Origin of the sequence: Neisseria sp. HMSC055H02, from assembly GCF_001813335.1 — a bacterium.
Lineage (GTDB): Bacteria > Pseudomonadota > Gammaproteobacteria > Burkholderiales > Neisseriaceae > Neisseria > Neisseria sicca_C.
In genome coordinates this window covers 1-884 of sequence record NZ_KV812083.1, presented here as the reverse complement: position 1 = coordinate 884, position 884 = coordinate 1, and the positions used below count along the sequence as shown (strand labels likewise).

General features: G+C 45.7%; 1 pseudogene. It reads right to left on the bottom strand.

What is annotated here, in order from left to right:
- Positions 1-854 (bottom strand): annotated as a pseudogene (locus tag HMPREF2907_RS11690) (IS630 family transposase); the annotation flags it as partial.
- Between the last annotated feature and the right edge of the window lie 30 nt (positions 855-884).

Sequence of the window (884 nt, the reverse complement as noted above, 5' to 3'; positions counted from 1 at the left end):
TTTATAGTCAATTAAAATCAAAATAGGACAGCAGCGCATCGTCAAATCGGGCGTAATCAGACAATACGGTTCGCAGATGCCGCTTAATATTCGCTCACACCTTCCCAATCGGGTTGAGCTCAGGCGAATAAGGTGCAAGAGGCAATACCTTATGTCCCGATTTTCCGCCATTTCCCGTAAGACACCCATACGGTGAAATCGTGCATTATCTAAAATAATCACCGGTTTTTGAGTCAATGCGGGCAGTAGGCATTGCTGAAACCACGCTTCAAAAAAGACTCCGGTCATCGTATTTTGATAAACCATCGGAGCAATCAGCCGGTTGCCGACTTGTGCGGACACCGGAGATAAGCGTCGGTATCTTTTTCCACTTATCTGCGCTTTCACTATTTGCCCTTTCAGGCTGCGGGCATAGGGACGGAACAGGTGGCGGTCAAATCCTGTTTCATCCAAATAAACGCGTTGGTAGTCGGAAAATTCGGCCGGCTGTGTCAAATAATGCGTTACTTTGGCCGGGTCTTGTTCTTTGTAAGTGGCGGTCTTTTTTTTCGCGTCATCCTCATCTGTTTGAGTGCATAGCAAACGGCGGCTGCCGTACAATCAAAATGTTTGGCGATTTCATGCAGACAGGCATCCGGGTGTTGCCCAACATATTGAGCCGGTTTTTGCCTATCCAATTTGACGGCATTTAGACCGGTAACTTGATGTTTTAGGCTGCCTGTTTGTTTTTTAAGGCGAATCCACAGGTAAAGCGTGTTTCTTGACAGGTTAAACGTTGCTGCGGTTTGGCTGATGTTTTTGCATTGTTCGTAATAGTTTAAAGCTTTGTTTCTTAAGTCCGCAGAGTATGCCATGGTTAGACCTTCAAAGTTGAGTATTGTACT